This is a genomic window from Paenibacillus oryziterrae, from assembly GCF_042610485.1.
Taxonomy (GTDB): Bacteria; Bacillota; Bacilli; order Paenibacillales; family Paenibacillaceae; genus Paenibacillus_AQ.
In genome coordinates this window covers 18,406-35,093 of the sequence record NZ_JBGJZO010000020.1, presented here as the reverse complement: position 1 = coordinate 35,093, position 16,688 = coordinate 18,406, and the positions used below count along the sequence as shown (strand labels likewise).

Below are 16,688 nucleotides of genomic sequence, written 5' to 3'. Positions count from 1 at the left end.
TCGGCTCACAGTAAATGGAGGCAACGATCATGGCGAAAGTAGTAGTTACCGGAGGCAGCGGAATGCTCGGTAAATGGGTAGTCCGGCATTTCGTGGAACAAGGTTATGAAGTGGTGAATGTGGATACACATAAGCCACAGGAATCAGCGGCACCTACCCTCATTGCAGATCTCAATAATCTGGGTGAAGTATACAGTGTGCTGGCTGGGGCAGAGGCTGTTGTGCATTTGGCTGCGATTCCCGCTGCTCACATCAAGACCAGTGAAGTGACTTATCAGAATAATGTGATGTCTACTTACAATATCCTTGAGGCTGCGGCCGGTCTCGGCATTCGCAAAGCGGTTATCGGATCGAGCGAATCATCATATGGCATTGTGTTCGCAGAGCATCCATTCGGACCGATGTATGTGCCTGTAGATGAGGAGCATCCGCAGTTACCACAAGACAGCTATGGATTATCAAAGGTTGTCAACGAATTGACAGCCGATATGTTCCATCGCAGAACGGGAATGCAGATCGTGTCGCTGAGGATTGGCAATGTAATCGATCCTTCGGTGTATGAACAATTCCCTTCATTTATTCATGATCCTGCGCAGCGGGACCGGATACTATGGAGTTATATCGACACACGGGATGTTGCAGAGGCTTGTCGCTTGGCGGTAGAAGCTGAGGACCTGGGTTCAGTGGCGGTAAATATCGCCGCAGATGATACCAGCATGGCTGTAAGCAGCAGAGAGCTGATGAAAGCCCGTTATCCGGAAGTGACGGATTTCCGTGAGCCGCTTACTGGCCATGAAACTCTGCTCAGCAATGCAAAGGCCAAAAGACTGCTGAATTGGCAGCCTAAGCATGTTTGGCGTAATTATGTTAGAAACCAATAGATTTCCTAAAGGAGTATGGCCCGATGAAAGTATTATTTATTGGCGGAACCGGACTAATCAGTCAGGCAGTATCGAAACTTGCCGTAGAACGCGGCATTGAATTGTACCTGTTCAACAGAGGACTGCGGGATGAATGGGTCCCTGAAGGTGCTCATGTAATCCGTGGGGATATCCGCAATGAGGCAGAATCCGCACAGGTGCTTGCGGGATATGAATTTGATGTTGTCGTAGATTGGATTGCGTTTACACCGGAACATGTTCAGACAGACATTTCGTTGTTTACGGGGAAGACGAAGCAGTATGTGTTCATCAGCTCCGCGTCCGCCTACCAGAAGCCGCAACAGCATTATATCGTAACTGAAGAGACTCCAATGGAGAATCCGTACTGGCAGTATTCACGTGACAAAATTGCCTGTGAAGAGCTGCTGATGAATGCATACCGCAGCAGCGGGTTCCCGGTAACGATTGTCCGGCCTTCCCATACATACGGAGATACTTCTATTCCAGGAGGTCTTACGAGCTGGGAATTACCTTGGTCTTTGGTGGATCGCATCCGTAGAGGGTTGCCCATCGTTATTCATGGTGATGGAACGTCACTATGGACTCTCACTCACAATACGGATTTTGCAAAGGCTTTTATTGGACTGCTTGGACATCCCGAGGCCATCGGCGAAGCAATCCATATTACATCGGACGAAGTGCTGAACTGGCATCAGATTTATGCCGCGATTGGCCAGGCAGCAGGCAGGGAGCCACAAGTAGTGCACATGTCTACGGATTTCATCGCTGCCTATGCGCCTCCAGGTACGGCTGACGGGCTGATCGGAGACAAGTCGGTGAGCAGTGTGTTCGATAACTCCAAAATCAAACGTCTCGTTCCTGACTATAAGGCGGTTGTTCCTTTCGCTGAGGGAATCAAGCAGACGATTGCCTGGTTTGAGAACCATCCTGAGCAGTGTAGACTTGATCCGGAATGGGAAGCGCTGCTTGATCTCTTGATCAGCACACATGGCATCGAACCGAAGCCGCTTTCTACGTATGTGAGCTATAAGGCTTAAGGGTTTAAAAGTACTTCATTTCACAAGGCTGTCCTAATCCGTAAAAGGGTTATGGGACAGCCTTTTCACTTATTCAGGGAGAGGCATGAAACACAGAATTACGAATATACTCTCACTACCGAATTCCCTGATAAAGGAGACCTGGCCATGCCGACCCATCCGTACGTATCACGTTTCTTTGTCAATGATGATGCAAGGCGAGAACAGCTGGTGTACCAACTGCCGGAATCCTGGTGGAGCCGTCCCTATGAATATGAGTGGTGCATAAACTTCATCTCACCGCATGATACCGTGCTGGATGCAACCTGCGGTATTTCGCATCCGTTGAAATTCTATCTTGCCGAGATCTGCGAAGAGGTATATGCCTGTGATGTGGACCGGCGTATCCTGTCGAGGGAGGCGGTATTATCAGAAATTGCTCAAGACATCGGAGTGGACGCTGTTCATGAAGTTGTTCAGAGCTGGAGCGATAATCTGCATCTGGCACATACCAATCTTACTTCGCTGCCTTATGCGGATGAAAGCTTTGATACGATATTCTGCATTTCCGTCCTGGAGCATCTTTCTCTACAGGAAAGCGCGGCAGTTCTGAAGGAATTTCATAGAACGCTGAATGAAGAAGGGTTACTGGTGCTTACCTTTGGTTATCCGACAGTGAGTTTGCCGTCAATAAATGAACTACTCCTGCATGCCGGATTCGTATATTGGGGGGAGACAGACTTTAGACTTCCGGACAATGCAGTTTATTCCGGGGAATGGGGCGGTCTCAACTGCTTCCGGGCCATTTTAAAAAAAATAATATAAGAGTAATGATTTTCTAATATTTTCTAAATAATATTTGGAAACTCTCATATCCTTATAGTAATATAAGAAAAAATGCTCGCAAATGGGGAAAATCATGCGTAAATTAATTTTATTTGTACTGATATTTTGCTGTGCGGTTCCTGCACCATTGATGGCAAGCAGCTCCGAAACGTCTACTGGAGCAATAACGCTGGCATTTGCCGGCGACGTCCTGCTGGACGGTTTTGTCGGTGATCAGATTGATAAATATGGAGTGAACTATCCTTTTGTTAAGGTGGAAACCACCCTTAAAAAGGCGGATATGGCCTTCGTTAATCTGGAGACACCCGTAACGGTCCGGGGCGAGCCCTCTGATAAAATGTTTGTCTTCCGCTCCAAACCAGCTTCGCTGGGTGGTCTTGTGTATGCCGGAATCGATGGAGTATCCCTAGCGAATAATCATATTCTGGACTATGGTCCCGTAGGGATGCTGGATACCCTCATTCACCTTGACAAGTATAAGCTTGGTCACACAGGAGCAGGTAAGAATAGTGCCGCTGCCTTCACTCCGTATATTAAAACTGTCCAAAATAAGAAAATAGCCGTAATTGGCGTTAGCCGCGTATTCTCTGATCCGTCCTGGCAAGCGGATGCTAACCGCGCGGGTGCCGCATCGGCCTATCGACTGGACTCGATGCTGGGGGAGATTAAGAAATCGTCTAAAGCTAATGATTTCACGATTGTATATATTCATTGGAATGTGGAGTTCATGGATTATCCGGAGAAATCTTCACGTGAGCTTGCCAAGAAGATAATCGACAGCGGAGCGGATATGATTGTGGGAGCTCATAGCCACTCTCTGATGGGAATTGAATTCTATAAGCACAAGCCAATCTATTATTCCCTGGGAAATTTCGTGTTCAACCGTTCTACCCGCGGGGGAGACAAGACGCTGAACTCTATGCTGCTGAATGTTGAAATCGAGGGTAGTAAGGTAACAAGCAGGATTACCCCGGTGAAGATTCTAGCCGGCCAGCCCAACTTTATGAGTGACAAATATAATCAGGAAACGATAAAGCTCATGAATAAGTTATCGTATAACGCGAAGATCGATTCCAAGGGAGTCGTGAGCGAGGAGTAGACAGGAGAACATCTGATTTATTTTTTCAAGAATGAGACGGCCTTCTGTACTTCAAAGCTGTAAAAGCTAAAAAGCTAAAAAGCTAGCGTGTCTCAAGGGTATTGGAGACACGCTAGCTTTCTTTTTTGATCCCTAGCGATTCGCTAAGTATAGCGTAAATAATGACTTGTGGAGCATTTGAAGTTGGTAGCTGTCGCTTCGCCAACGGTGTGGAGAAGATTTTCAAATGGTTCCGCCGAAAGTAGCGGAGAGGACGGACTGATTGTGGAAAAGCGGCAGCGGTCGCCCGAAAGCTTTCCGGAGGAAAGCTCGCTCCGGAAGCATATGCTTCTCCGGATTTTCACCGCTAAAGGGAATGAAAAAAATCTGGAGAGCACAGCGATTGGAACAACGTTCCGTTCCCGGAGCGTCCGCCACAAGTGCTAGAGTTGATCCAGTAACAAAAAACAAGGGAGTCCCAAAAGCCATGAGTTGGCTTCCGGGACTCCCTCTTTAATTGCCACCTTAGCCTTTAACGGCCCCGGCTACAACACCTTTAACGATATATTTTTGCAGGAAGATGAACACGATAATGGATGGTAGTACAGCCATTACCATGGCCGTCATCGCATACTGCCAATCGGAAGTATATTGACCGACGAAGGTATAAGCCGCCAAGGTTAGAGTCTTGGTATCCGGCGAACCATTAACCATGAGGAGCGGGAGCAGGAAGTCGTTCCAGATCCACATCACGTCGATGATAACTATCGTAGTCGTTACCGATTTGAGCAGCGGGAAGATGACACTGAAGAACAAGCGGAATCCCGAAGCTCCATCGATGGTGGCACTTTCATCAATTTCAACCGGAATACCTTTAACGAACCCGTGGTAGATGAACACCGCCAGCGGAGCGCCAAAACCCCAGTACAACACGCCCAGCCCCCAGGTGCTCTCCGACAAACCAATTCCTTTTGCCATTTGCATTACGGTTAACATAATGGATTGGAAAGGAATGAGCATCGGCATGATACACAGGAAGTAGATCACTCCGCTCCATCTTGATTTGGTCCGCGCCAGCTTGTAAGCAGCGATGGAGGAGATGAGGATAATTCCGAGCAGCCCGATCGTAGTAATAATCAGATTGTTCAGGAACAGCTTCGGATAGTTGATGAACTGCCATACATAAGAATAGTTGCTGAATACGAGATGTTTCGGGAGGGCGATGACGTCGGTCATTACCTCGCCAAAACTTTTGAAAGAATTAATTACTGTTAGAAACAACGGGTACAGGAACAATAGCGAGAGGAGTACCATAACGATTTCTATGAGGATGCGGCTTGCTCTGCCTTGTGATTTCATTATGCTTCCACCTCTCTGCGTTTGAAGAATGTTAACTGGATGACGGTAACGACCAGAACAGCAAGGAATAGGATAAGTGCTTTCGCCGTACCGTAGCCGTACAAGTTATTCTGGAAGGTATCACGGTAAATATCATAAGCAATACTGTAAGTGGTTCCGCCAGGTCCGCCGCCGGTAAGGGACAGGATCACGTCAAAGACTTTAATGGAATTCGTCAATGCCATGAACACCGAGATGGTAACCGATGGAGCTAGAAGCGGCAGTGTGATGCTGAAGAACTTACGGAAAGGACCTGCACCGTCAACGGTAGCGGCTTCCTTCAGATCTTCCGGTACGGACTGCAGACCTGCGATGTAAATAACGAGATAAAAACCGATGGACTGCCAGATGGAGACGGCGAGTATCGAAACAAAGGCTAATCCAGGCGTTCCAAGCCAACTGAGATCAAATATTCCCCAGCCGGTACTTTCACCTAAAGAGCTGAAGCCCTGCATAAAGATGAATTTCCAGATGAAGCCGACAATGACCAAACTGAGAATATACGGGACGAAGAAGGCTGCACGAAGCCAAGAGGATGTCTTCAGCTTCATGTCCAGAACAACAGCCAGCAGAATCGCCAGTACATTGACAAGGATGATATACAGCACGGCATATTTTATCGTAAACCATGCGGAATCCGCGAAATTAGTGTCTCCTGTAAAGATCTGCTTGAAATTATCCAGTCCTACGAACTTAGGATGCTTGGAAATCCCGTTCCATTTGGTCATGGAATAGCGGATCGTCATCGAGAACGGAATGTAGAATGCTACGGCGATACAGATGAGAACCGGCAGGGTAAAAATGCCGAATTCTATTTTATCGCGCCATTTTCTGCCCAGAGTTTTTAACATGGATGCACCTCTTCTTGATATTAGGGTGGGGTAATGGTTTATTCTATATGGAGTATTATAGAGCAGTCCTCTTTACTCACAAATGGATTTAAGAGTACAGTTAGGGGTAAAAAGGTGAACTGAATCTATCGCCAGGGAGGTTGTCCGCTATCATTCAAAAGTATCTGCTTCGGCCGTTTCAACATCTGTTCGAGTCCGTGTCACGCCGGCTGGTGAACAAGCTGATCCTGCTATTTACGCTCATTATTATCCTGGTCGTGACCTCTTTGACCTTCATTTCATATGGCATGCTGCAAAAAGAATCCGTGAACAACAGCATTGCCAGCACAAGCAACAACCTGCTTCTGGTAGGGAGGAATCTGGAGAGTTACCTGGATGGAATTGAACAGTTGTCACTGCCGCAAATCTCCTACGATGAGATTACTTATGCGATTTTGCATGAGTCTGAAGATTATTCCTCCAAGATGTATGTTCAGGATTACCTGAAGAATCTCTATTTCTCGCGGAGTGATCTGGAGGCTGTATACCTGTATATCATCAAGGAGCATAAATATTATGCCGTAACGAAAGAGAATTATAACATTACTGTCCGGGTGGCCGAGCACCCTTCGATAGAGCAATTGCCCTGGTATCAGCGCGCGATGGAAAGTCCGTATAACCGTTCGTACCAGTCTTTTGTTAAAGGTGGAATTACCACTGTAGGAGAAGCTGATTATCCGATTAATAGAGAGAACAGCTTTATGGGCTATCACAGGCTGTTCCGGTCGATTGTATCCCGGGAGCCTCAGGCGGTATTATCGCTTTATTTCAACTCGTCTGTAAAAGACGGGATTATGAAGGATATTCCGTTCAGCAGCGGACAGCATCTGATGTACGTTAGTCCGGATCAGGAGCCTTTTTATGTCGATGATCCTAAATTCTACAAAGAAAATGTACAGGCGGGATTGCTCAAGAACCTTGACGCCGGGAGCGGCCGTTTTACCTGGTCGGATAAAGAGCAAAAGTATCTGGTGATCTATGATGTAAGCAAGCAGGAGGGCTGGAAGCTGATTAAGCCCATTCCTTATAAGGAGATTTATGAAGCCGCCAACCGTACACGGAATTTGAACTTTCTGATCGGGCTGATCTTCCTGATTGTTTCTGTCATACTAGTCAGCTTCACTTCCAACAAAATAACGAATCCTCTTAAAAACCTGTCACTGCAGATGAAGCGCTTCAGTACAGGGAGCTTTGACGCTGAAGCACAGGTGAAGGGTAAGGATGAGATTGCCTATCTGTCACGGCATTTCAATAAGATGGTGGAGAAGACCAATGATCTGATCAATGAACGCTACAAAATGAAGATTGTCGAGAAGAATGCGGTCTTAAAAGCGCTGGAAGCAGAGATTAATCCTCATTTCTTGTACAATGCGCTGCAGGCCATTTCGACGAAAGCCCTAAAGAACAATAATGATGAAATTGCCGATATGGTTGATAATCTGGCCTTAACTCTTAGATACTGCATCAGCGGCAAGGATGTGGTTTATGCCAGAGAAGAACTTAAACATATCGAACGTTATTTAGCCCTGCAAAAAGCCCGGTTTGGGGGAAGAATGCAGGTTGTATTTGACTGGAATGACGACTTAATGGAACTTAAAATTCCCAAACTCTCTATACAAACACTGGTGGAAAATTGTATTAAGCACGCGCTGGAGAAGGTATCAAGCACCATAACCATTACAATCAAGGCGCATATTACTTCTAGCTTCACCGTCATTACCGTCGAGGATAATGGCCCGGGGTTTACTCCGGAGCGGCTGGAGCAGGTGCTCGGCAGTCTTCAGACCGAGTGGGAGGAAGTGGAAGAGTCCAGCATGGAAGAGAGTGAGAATGAGAGCATAGGACTCAAGAATTTGAATACCCGCCTGAAGCTTCTGTATGGAGAAGAAGCTGCACTACTGATCCGAAGTGATTCAGGCGGAACGGAGATGGACATGCTGCTGCCCCGGGGAGGAATACACCATGTATAAAGTGCTCATTATAGACGATGAAGAACCACTTCGTGAGGCAATCACGATTCTGGGAGATTGGAAAGGCCTCGGTGTTGATGAGCTGATGGAAGCGACTAACGGTAATGCCGGTCTGGACATTCTGCGGAGGGAAAAAATTGACCTTGCGATTGTAGATATGAAAATGCCCGAGCTGAACGGAAGTGAACTACTGCAGATTGTGGAGCAGGAATTTCCTGAGCTCTTGACGATTGTTATCAGCGGATACAATGACTTCGAATACACACGTCAGGCGATCCGCTCCAAGGTGGTCGATTACCTGCTGAAGCCGGTTAACCGTACTGACCTGAATGCCGCGCTGCGTAAGGCTATTGATATTCTTGAGGCCAAGCGTAGGAAAGAAAGTGAATTTATCAGCCGAAACATTACGCTCAACATGTCACTGCCGAAGCTAAAAGAAAAGATGTATGTATCCATCATTGAGCGTAGCTTCAAGAACCAGTCCAACGAAGCATTTCTGCCGCTAATCGGAGCGGATGCTCCGGGAAATCACTTTGTTGCGGGGCTTTTGCGTGTGCTGAATTTGGAGCAGGTGAGGCGAGGTAGGTTTCATGAGGACAGGGAGCTGCTGCATTTTGCAGTTACCAATGTCATTAATGAAATCAGTGATAGTCAGTTCCAGGCGTTCAGCTTCCTGAGCCCAAAAGGAGAGCGGGAATATGTCGCAATCTTCACACTGAAGGGTGGTTACAGCGAAGATGCCGCTTTCCGCGCTTTATATCACATGAAGAAAGTAGCCTCTACCTTGAATGAGCTATTCGGCATAACCATTGCCGGAGGCCTTGGCCAGCCTTATGGAGATGTGATGGAGCTTGCCAAATCCTACGAAGCTGGCAAAAATGCGCTTGATGGAATCGATCTATTAAAGCTGAAGGGTGCCATTGTGACCGGAAGTATTGACAAGACACCGTCCAAAGAAAATCCTTCACTGACCAGCCGGATGCCTTTAATCCGCAATGCACTGGAAAGCGGAAATCTGAGTCATGCCAAAAGCATCCTGCTTGAGTCCACTAAAATTTGGCGCACTTCAGAACGGTTCAGTATCGGTGAAGCCGACCGGACGCTGCATGAGTTCACGATCCTACTGAGTGATATTGCTTCGGGACTAAATGTTCCTTTGGAGCGTTTACGGATCGGCGAGGACGGGGGACTGCGCGGTATGGGAATAAGCAGTGATTTTGCCACCTTTGGAGAATTTGAAGCTTTGCTTAGCCAGATCCTGGATACATACTGTTCAGAAATCGGCAAGACGCTTGCGGGAGACCGCCCCAGTGTGCTCGAGAATATTAAAACGTATATCGACAATCATTATTTCGAGAATATTAAAATATCCATGTTCACGGACAAGTATTTCCTGAGCCGGGAGTACCTCATGAAGCTGTTCAAAGGGCAATACGGCTATGGCATTCATGAGTATGTACAGAAGGTGAGAATGGATAAAGCAAAGGATTTATTGAATGATCCCGCGCTCAAAATTCAGGATATTTCCGAGATGCTGGGCTATAAGGATAAGAATTATTTCAGCAAGGCTTTCCGGAATTACTATGAATGTTCACCTTCGGAATATCGGTTGAAGCTTTCAGGGGGAGAAAAGTGATGCCATTGCAGGAGCACACTTTTTTACCCTTATAAGTTCACTTATGTACATTCTTATCCTTTTTCTTTTTCTTTAATATGGACATCAGAAGTACAAGACGCATGAGAAGAAGGGGGCAACATCATGTTCAAGAAAAAAATCGTAGCACTATCGACCAGCCTACTGCTTGTTGGTGGACTACTGGCCGGTTGTGGCGGTAATAATGCCGCAAATAACGAGGCAGCCAACAATGGAGCCGGTAATGCGGGTGGCAATACACCAACTGCTAAAGAAGTGAAGATCAATATGTTCACTGCTTCTCCGGAGTACACAGATGCTTTCAACGCTTATATTGCCGAGTACAAGAAAGTGAAGCCTAACGTCACCATTAACCTGGAAATCATGCAAGCCGATTACAATACAGTTCTTAAATCCAGAATCGCCGCAGGAAGTACGCCTGACGTGTTCCAAACGACTGCCGGCGGAGATATTGATACTTTTGCCGAATACAGTGCTGATCTGACCAATGAGCCTCTTGCTGCAGCAATGACTGACGCGGTTCGCTCCAATATGAGCTCCTCGGACGGTAAAGTGCTCGGATTACCCGTTAAAGGCAACTTGTTCGTCCTGATGTACAACAAGAAGCTTTTGGCAGATGCCGGAATTACAGAGGTTCCAAAAACGACTGCTCAAATGGATGATGCGATCGCGAAGCTGGAAGCTAAGGGAATTACTCCTTTTGCGAACGCTTACAAAGAGTGGTGGGTATGGAAACATATCTTCCAGCATTTCATTGATGCTGCTGCTCAGGACGCAGGAACAGATGCTAAAACATTGGTTGCTGACTTCATCGCCGGCAAAACAACGTTCAAAGATCATCCGGTACTGTACACTAATTTCTTCAACTTTGTAGATACAACCGTAAAACACGGAACAGACAAGCCGCTTGAACGCGACAGCAATGCAGAAGTTAGTGACTTTGCCCTTGGCAAAGCAGCGTTTATGACAGGTAAAGGCGCGTGGGATGAGGAAGCAATCAAGAAAATCACACCTGACTTTGACCTCGGTATTATGGGATACCCAGTCAGTGACAAAGCTGAACAGTCCATGATTATTACGGGTGCGGACCAAGCACTGCGCATTAACAAAGATTCCGCAGTAGCCGCTGAAACCATCGAATTCTTTAACTGGCTGTACACTTCCGAATACGGCAAGAACTGGTTCTCGACCGTAGCAAAGGTTATTCCTCCAATCAAGGATGCACCGCTTCCAGACCTGCAAATGCCTAAAGAAATGGAAGAAATCCTTAAAACTGAAGCATCTGGTGATCTGTCCGTCAACTACTCTTTGGATACCTTCCACCAAAAATTCGGTGAATTGATGCAGGCTTATATCGGCGGCAGCAAATCCAAAGATCAAGCCATCGATGAAATTCAAAAAGCATGGATTCAATTTGGTTCTGCTGCACAATAAGCTGATCCGAACGAAGGGTGTCTCTCCGGTAGATTTGTGCCGGAGAGATGCCCTTTTTGTTAAGATAACTACGATGATAGGAGGCTGGGATCAGTGGGGAGACTGATAGAAGTTGCGGAAAACGGGTTAAATCTTGTACTGGAAATCACAGAGGAGAAGGATGTACGTCTCCTTCATTTCGGTGCGAATCCACTGGAGGCAGATGGAATATCGGACAGGCACAAACAGGGATTCCGGCTAATGGAGCTGCAGCTGTCGGGAGAGGACCGGGCGGAATATCACGGCCGCACACACCGGGCGTCATATCCCGGATTGCGTATGCAATTCGACAATTATACAGATAGTAGGAATAGATGGGGACGTAAGTTCGAGGTAGCTCTTGAAGATCCCGTAACTGGTCTGCGGGCGATCCAGCACTTCCAGTTTTATAACGGTATTCGAATAGTCCGGTGCTGGACGCAGCTAATTAATGCAGGCGAAAATGAGGTCTCCGTAGAGTATGTATCTTCCTTTGCCCTTACTGGTGTAGATAAGGAAGGAGGCGGAGACCGAAGCGACAAGATTGAGATATCTCTCGCGCACAGCGGCTGGCAGAGTGAGCTGCAGTGGCGAAGTTACAGCCTGCCGGAGCTGGGAATGTACCACTTGGCAGACCGTGGTTCCAAAAGGATTGCCTGCAGTAATACAGGGTCATGGTCTGCGGCAGAGCTTCTGCCGATGGCGATACTGCGTAACAAGGAGAGCAGAACTAGCCTGTTCTGGCAGATTGAACACAACGGCTCTTGGCATTGGGAGATGACCGATCAATATGATCAGTTGAGTCTGCTGGTCAGCGGTCCTACAGAACATGACAACCACTGGTGGAAGAAACTTCAGCGAGGAGAAGAGTTTATTTCCGTGCCGGTTGCCGTAGGTGCTGTTTCCGGAGGATTCGAAGAATCTGTTGCGGAGCTTACGGCTTACCGCAGAACGATCCGTCGTCCTAATCGGGATAATGAGCTGCTGCGTGTCATTTTCAATGATTATATGAACTGTCTGTGGGGAGATCCCACGACGGAGAAACTGCTGCCCTTGATTGATGCAGCGGCAGATGTCGGCTGTGAATATTTCTGCATTGATGCGGGCTGGTATGCTTCTGGCGAGTGGTGGGATGGTGTAGGAGAGTGGGAGCCGTCTAAGGAGCGTTTTCCGGAGGGAATTAAATTAGTACTGGATTATATTCGCAGCAAAGAAATGATTCCCGGCCTGTGGCTGGAGCTGGAAGTTATGGGCGTGAACAGTCCGAAGCTGGCGGAAACCGATGACAGCTGGTTCTTTATGAGACACGGGAAGCGGGTCAAGGACCGCAGCCGGTATCAGCTGGACTACCGCAACCCAAAGGTAATCGCGCATGCGGATGGCGTGATCAAGCGGCTGGTAGAGGAGTACGGCGTCGGCTATATCAAGATGGATTACAACATTAATGCCGGAATTGGAACAGAGACGGCAGCGGACAGTTTTGGAGACGGGCTGCTTGCTCATAACCGCGCTTACCTAGCCTGGCTCGACAGCATATTTGTGCGATACCCGGATCTGGTGATTGAGAACTGCTCCAGCGGCGGTATGCGGATGGATTATGCAATGCTTAGCCGGCACAGCATTCAATCAACCAGTGATCAGGAGGATTATGTGAGTTATGCGGCGATTGCAGCTTCGTCCCCTGCCGCACTGACGCCGGAGCAATCCGCCGTATGGTCTTACCCGCTGCGGGAAGGGGATGATGAGGAAGTGATCTTCAACATGGTTAATGCGATGCTGCTGCGGGTGCACCAGAGCGGACACTTGGCGGAGCTCAGCCCGCGGCGCAGGGAGTTAGTGAAGGAAGCGCTGGATGTATACAAAGTAATCCGCAAAGACATTCCGCATGCTGTTCCCTTCTGGCCGCTGGGACTGCCGAATGGATTAGGCGAATGGATTAGCTTTGGACTGCATTACGGTGGGACGCGGTATCTGGCGGTATGGCGTATTGCTGGGGAAGAAGTAAGTGTGACGCTTCCTTTGGAATCACTAAGAGGGCATAAACCGGAGGTCAGCTGCGCTTATCCTCAGCAACACGGTTCCAGCTGGAGCTGGGACGAAGAGGCTGGGCAACTGACTGTAAGTCTTCCTCCGGGTAAGACGGCGCGGTTGTTTGAACTGCGGGCGTAAAGCAAACAAATCAATGGTAGAAATACCGTTGAATCAGTCTAGATGGGCCCAAATGATGAAATCAACGGCAGAATTACCGTTGATTAACCCCCCTCCGGTCCAGTCTATATTCAATATAACAATTAAACACCACTGTTCCTTTTCAGGGAACAGTGGTGTTTTTAGATGGCTTTCTATTGATTTTACTACTTAAAAGTGGAAAATTTTAAATTTTACCCTTATAATAGTATTTTGTCGAAATAACCCTAAACTTTGTCGAATCATTTGTCGATATATATCAAAAGATGTAGAAATAAAATTGACAGGAAAGAAATAGCACTTTACAATGCAGATATAACAATCATTTCTACTTTATTCAAACTCAGATAGTTTTTCTCGTATTTATTAATAAGTGTTATTTTTAAAGGAGGATGCTTAATTATGAAAGCAACAGGAATTGTAAGAAAAGTGGACGAATTGGGACGTATCGTTATTCCAATCGAATTGCGCAGAACCATGGGGATTGACATAAAGGATCCGCTCGAAATTTTCGTAGACGGAGAAAAAATCATTCTTAGAAAATACGAGCCTACCTGCATTTTCTCGGGAAGTGCAGAAAACTTGATTAACTTTAAAGGTAAAATGATCAGCAAAGATATTCTTGATGAGCTGAATGCCAGCTTCGACAGAATATAATTTATAAAGAGTATAGGACTGTTCTTTCGGCAGATGTAACGCTGCCGGAAGACAGTCCTTTTTTGTGTACTCTGATGATCAGATATAATCTTTAGCCAGTGCTCAATATGGACAATATATAGTAGTTTCTATATCATAGGGCATGTAATATTCTTATCGTCCTTGCAGAAATCCCGTATTTTGAAACAGGAAGGGAATGTTCATTGATGAGTAATGATGGATTAGGAGCAGTCAAGATAGATAATGAAGTAAGGCTGAATAAACCGGAAGCTATTGTATTTGATATGGATGGAACTTTATTTCAGACAGAAAGCCTGTTGCTGCCTGCGTATCACAAAATGTTTGATATTCTCCGTGAGGAGGGTCTGTTCACAGGTCCTACCCCGCCGGAGGAACGGATTCTGGGAAGCCTCGGCATGCTGCTGGAGCAAATCTGGATGAACGTCATGCCTGAAGCTGATAAAATCGTACACCGCCGTGCGGATGAACTGCTGCTGAAGCTTGAAGTAGAGGGCCTGGAGGCGGGAGGGACACTCCTGTATCCTCACGTGGTTGAAACCTTGAAAGCACTCAAGGATCGGGGAGTACGGCTATTTGTAGCGAGCAACGGACTTGAGGATTATATACATAGCATCGTGGTTGTGCATGAGTTGAAGGAACTGTTCGAAGGCTTGTATAGCGCGGGCGGACAGGGTACTGCAACCAAGACCGAGCTGCTGCGGGTTCTCTTGGATAACCACGGAATCAGCAATGCCTGGATGGTCGGAGACCGTTCTTCCGATGTGGAAGCCGGCACAGGGAATGGGCAAACGGTTATTGGCTGTGCGTATGCGGGCTTTGGCCGACAAGATGAGCTTAAAGGCTCGGATGTCATCATTACTTCCTTCGATGAGCTGCTGGATCTATATGATAATGCAGAATAAATAAAGCTTTGAAATGACAAAAGAGCCTATTCCACATGAGGAATAGGCTCTTTCTTTAGTCCTCCGGTTTAGCTGAAGATGGCGCGCTGACACCTTTGTTCCTATAGACCCAAAGGGCGTATTCCAGCGGGCGAATCAGAGCTTTCCGGTAAGTCTCGTGGTCTCCTGAACGGGCAAAGACTTCACGGGCAGGTTTAGGATTCACTTCCAGTACATAGACATGGCCTTCTTTATTGATTGCAAGATCCAGAGCAAGCTCACAAAGGGTGCCGAAGCTGCTCTCCAGATAAGCAGCGGCTTCTATGCCGAGCTTCTCGGAAGACTTCATGACCCTGCCTGCTTTCTCCTCGCTGCCCAGCCAATCTCTCAGCAGTTTCTCGGCCCTAACGGCATGACCGCCGCCATGGAGATTGGAGGTTACACTGCGGGCCGCGCCAACACGTCCCGCCATCCCGGTTACCTCCCATTCCCCATGGCCGTTCTTTTGCACAAGCATGCGGTAATCATGGTAGCGTCCACTGGGCAGGCGCAGCGGGATGCCTTGCTGCACAAGGAACCGGCCGCCGAGGCACCACTGGCGTACGATCGATTCCAGCCGGGTCAGTGTAACCTTACGAGGGGCGATGATCTGCCGGTTCTGGCGGCGTCCCTGGATATCGTAGAGGTTCTTATTCTCGCGTTGCCGTTCAATCCGCAAGATGCCGCGTCCGCCGGTACCGTTGCTCGGCTTGACGTAGACAACAGGGCTAATCTTGAGCATCCGGTGCAGATCGGCAGATGACTGGTAGAGCAGCGTCTCTGGCATGTGTTGCCGGAAGCGGCTCCGCTGCGAGAACGTCTGATGGACCGTCCATTTATTGCGCAGCGGCCGGTTCAGGAAAGTCAGATGATTGTACTTGGAACGAAAATGCAGCAGTTGCTGGAACCGGACGCTGCGCTGAATACGGCAGCGGTCATAAATCATATTAGGAAAAGACCGCCACTTGCGGGTCCACTTGCCGCTTGCGATGTCGAGGACAAGTGCATGAATTAGCTCCTTGCTGGCGTGAACATCCATGGGCGTGAATACAAAGACATCCAGTCCGAGCTTTCGGCCCTCAAGGATCATCCTGCGGTATACGCTACTTTCTTCAAGCTGTTTGGCATCGTTTAAGTATAGTGTAAGTATGCCTAAGACGGGTTGCGGCACAGGAGGTCACCTTCTTGTGAAGTTATGAATTCAGTTTCTGTGGCTGTGTCTTTCATGGGGAGAGTTCGGAGCAGAAGATCAGGCTGTTCGCCGGGCCCGTTAACCAGATCCACCGCAACTAGACCTGCTTTGAAGCACATCTTAAGGCTGGCAGCATGAGTGCTTTCAACTTGGCATTGCAGACTCCCCAGACGCTTCACCTGTTCGGTGAGCAGGAGGGTGCCTACGCCCCTGTTACGGTAGAGAGGGTGGACGGCGACAAAGAATATCTCCTTGCCATAATCAACTGCGATGCTGAGGCCAGAGACCTGACGGCCTTGCTGGCCCCGGACTGTTGCAACAAGCAGCGATATACCCGGCAGGCTGAGCTGCGATGGTGTCAGGCAGGACAGATTTTTGCAGACGCTCATTACGATCCGGATATCGCCGTGCTCCCGGATAAATAAAAGCAGACCATCCAACTGGCGTTTCCATACCCCGGACTCCGTATCATAGAGTGAGGATATCTGCATGGTTATGTCACTTC

At 47.8% G+C, this 16,688-nt stretch carries 14 protein-coding genes; 10 read left to right on the top strand and 4 right to left on the bottom strand.

Annotated elements, in window-relative coordinates; translation table 11 throughout:
• Window positions 1-29: 29 nt before the first annotated feature.
• The 4 genes from ACAN55_RS18125 to ACAN55_RS18110 all read left to right on the top strand — a co-directional run bounded on the left by ACAN55_RS18125 (window position 30) and on the right by ACAN55_RS18110 (window position 3,863).
• Complete coding sequence (locus ACAN55_RS18125; RefSeq protein WP_379135916.1) at window positions 30-881, top strand: NAD-dependent epimerase/dehydratase family protein; 852 nt, start codon at window positions 30-32, stop codon at window positions 879-881.
• A 23-nt stretch (window positions 882-904) separates the two neighbouring features.
• Window positions 905-1,939 (top strand): SDR family oxidoreductase, encoded by a 1,035-nt coding sequence (locus ACAN55_RS18120; RefSeq protein ID WP_379135914.1) that lies wholly within the window; start codon window positions 905-907, stop codon window positions 1,937-1,939.
• A gap of 147 nt (window positions 1,940-2,086) precedes the next feature.
• The gene (locus ACAN55_RS18115) at window positions 2,087-2,743 is read left to right on the top strand and encodes a class I SAM-dependent methyltransferase (protein WP_379135912.1); all 657 of its coding nucleotides are present in this window, start codon (window positions 2,087-2,089) and stop codon (window positions 2,741-2,743) included.
• Between the two features lie 94 nt (window positions 2,744-2,837).
• On the top strand, window positions 2,838-3,863 hold the full coding sequence (locus ACAN55_RS18110; protein WP_379135909.1) for a CapA family protein: 1,026 nt from the start codon (window positions 2,838-2,840) through the stop codon (window positions 3,861-3,863).
• 504 nt (window positions 3,864-4,367) lie between these two features.
• Here ACAN55_RS18110 and ACAN55_RS18105 read toward each other — a convergent pair.
• Both ACAN55_RS18105 and ACAN55_RS18100 read right to left on the bottom strand, forming a co-directional pair.
• A complete protein-coding gene (locus tag ACAN55_RS18105) occupies window positions 4,368-5,201 on the bottom strand; it encodes a carbohydrate ABC transporter permease (protein ID WP_379135905.1) in 834 nt (277 codons plus the stop codon).
• On the bottom strand, window positions 5,201-6,091 hold the full coding sequence (locus ACAN55_RS18100; protein ID WP_379135902.1) for a carbohydrate ABC transporter permease: 891 nt from the start codon (window positions 6,089-6,091) through the stop codon (window positions 5,201-5,203). The genes ACAN55_RS18105 and ACAN55_RS18100 overlap by 1 nt, the downstream gene beginning before the upstream one ends.
• A 140-nt stretch (window positions 6,092-6,231) precedes the next feature.
• Here ACAN55_RS18100 and ACAN55_RS18095 point away from each other — a divergent pair, with 140 nt between their 5' ends.
• From ACAN55_RS18095 to ACAN55_RS18070, 6 genes are all read left to right on the top strand, one after another.
• Entirely contained in the window at window positions 6,232-8,100 is a 1,869-nt protein-coding gene (locus ACAN55_RS18095; RefSeq protein WP_489685777.1) for a sensor histidine kinase, read from the top strand.
• A complete protein-coding gene (locus ACAN55_RS18090) occupies window positions 8,093-9,736 on the top strand; it encodes a response regulator transcription factor (RefSeq protein ID WP_379135899.1) in 1,644 nt (547 codons plus the stop codon). The genes ACAN55_RS18095 and ACAN55_RS18090 overlap by 8 nt, the downstream gene beginning before the upstream one ends.
• A gap of 123 nt (window positions 9,737-9,859) precedes the next feature.
• Window positions 9,860-11,188, top strand: a complete 1,329-nt coding sequence (locus ACAN55_RS18085) for a type 2 periplasmic-binding domain-containing protein (protein ID WP_379135897.1) — start codon at window positions 9,860-9,862, stop codon at window positions 11,186-11,188.
• Between the two features lie 93 nt (window positions 11,189-11,281).
• The gene (locus tag ACAN55_RS18080) at window positions 11,282-13,375 is read left to right on the top strand and encodes a glycoside hydrolase family 36 protein (protein ID WP_379135894.1); all 2,094 of its coding nucleotides are present in this window, start codon (window positions 11,282-11,284) and stop codon (window positions 13,373-13,375) included.
• A 417-nt stretch (window positions 13,376-13,792) separates the two neighbouring features.
• Window positions 13,793-14,050 (top strand): AbrB/MazE/SpoVT family DNA-binding domain-containing protein, encoded by a 258-nt coding sequence (locus tag ACAN55_RS18075; protein ID WP_379136110.1) that lies wholly within the window; start codon window positions 13,793-13,795, stop codon window positions 14,048-14,050.
• A 206-nt stretch (window positions 14,051-14,256) separates the two neighbouring features.
• Window positions 14,257-14,973: an HAD family hydrolase gene (locus ACAN55_RS18070; RefSeq protein ID WP_379135891.1), complete on the top strand. Its 717-nt coding sequence runs from the start codon at window positions 14,257-14,259 to the stop codon at window positions 14,971-14,973.
• A gap of 55 nt (window positions 14,974-15,028) precedes the next feature.
• On the opposite strand, the gene ACAN55_RS18065 is transcribed toward ACAN55_RS18070, so the two are convergent.
• Window positions 15,029-16,162, bottom strand: a complete 1,134-nt coding sequence (locus ACAN55_RS18065; protein ID WP_379135888.1) for a YheC/YheD family endospore coat-associated protein — start codon at window positions 16,160-16,162, stop codon at window positions 15,029-15,031.
• On the bottom strand, window positions 16,144-16,674 hold the full coding sequence (locus ACAN55_RS18060) for a GNAT family N-acetyltransferase (protein ID WP_379135885.1): 531 nt from the start codon (window positions 16,672-16,674) through the stop codon (window positions 16,144-16,146). The genes ACAN55_RS18065 and ACAN55_RS18060 overlap by 19 nt, the downstream gene beginning before the upstream one ends.
• Window positions 16,675-16,688 lie beyond the last annotated feature (14 nt).